Source organism: Dellaglioa sp. CoH-57-MRSF-19 (genome assembly GCF_056781975.1).
The window spans coordinates 1-243 of record NZ_JBXAXW010000328.1; the positions used below are offsets into that span (position 1 = coordinate 1).

Annotated in this window: 1 protein-coding gene; it reads right to left on the reverse strand. The window is 51.0% G+C overall.

Annotated elements, in window-relative coordinates; translation table 11 throughout:
- The coding region (locus tag AC1RO3_RS09380) for a hypothetical protein (protein WP_481764150.1) at positions 1-243 on the reverse strand (243 nt) is incomplete at both ends.

The following is a 243-nucleotide window of genomic DNA, read 5'->3' on the forward strand; positions in this document are numbered from 1 at the left end:
CCTGAAAGAACTGGTGAATGTTGTACACCATCGGATGGAAATCGGACGGAAATGCAAAGTTTTGTTTCAGGATTTCGGTTGGCGTGTGATCCGACCAGATGTAATTCTGTTCCGTCACGTGTGGTACACGCATCGAGAAGCCATCCACGTGCCACACATCGTCGCTCACACTCTTCATGGGGCCGCAGCGAACCGTTACATACACGTACGGATGGTTGACCCCGAGTTTGCACTGTTCAGCAT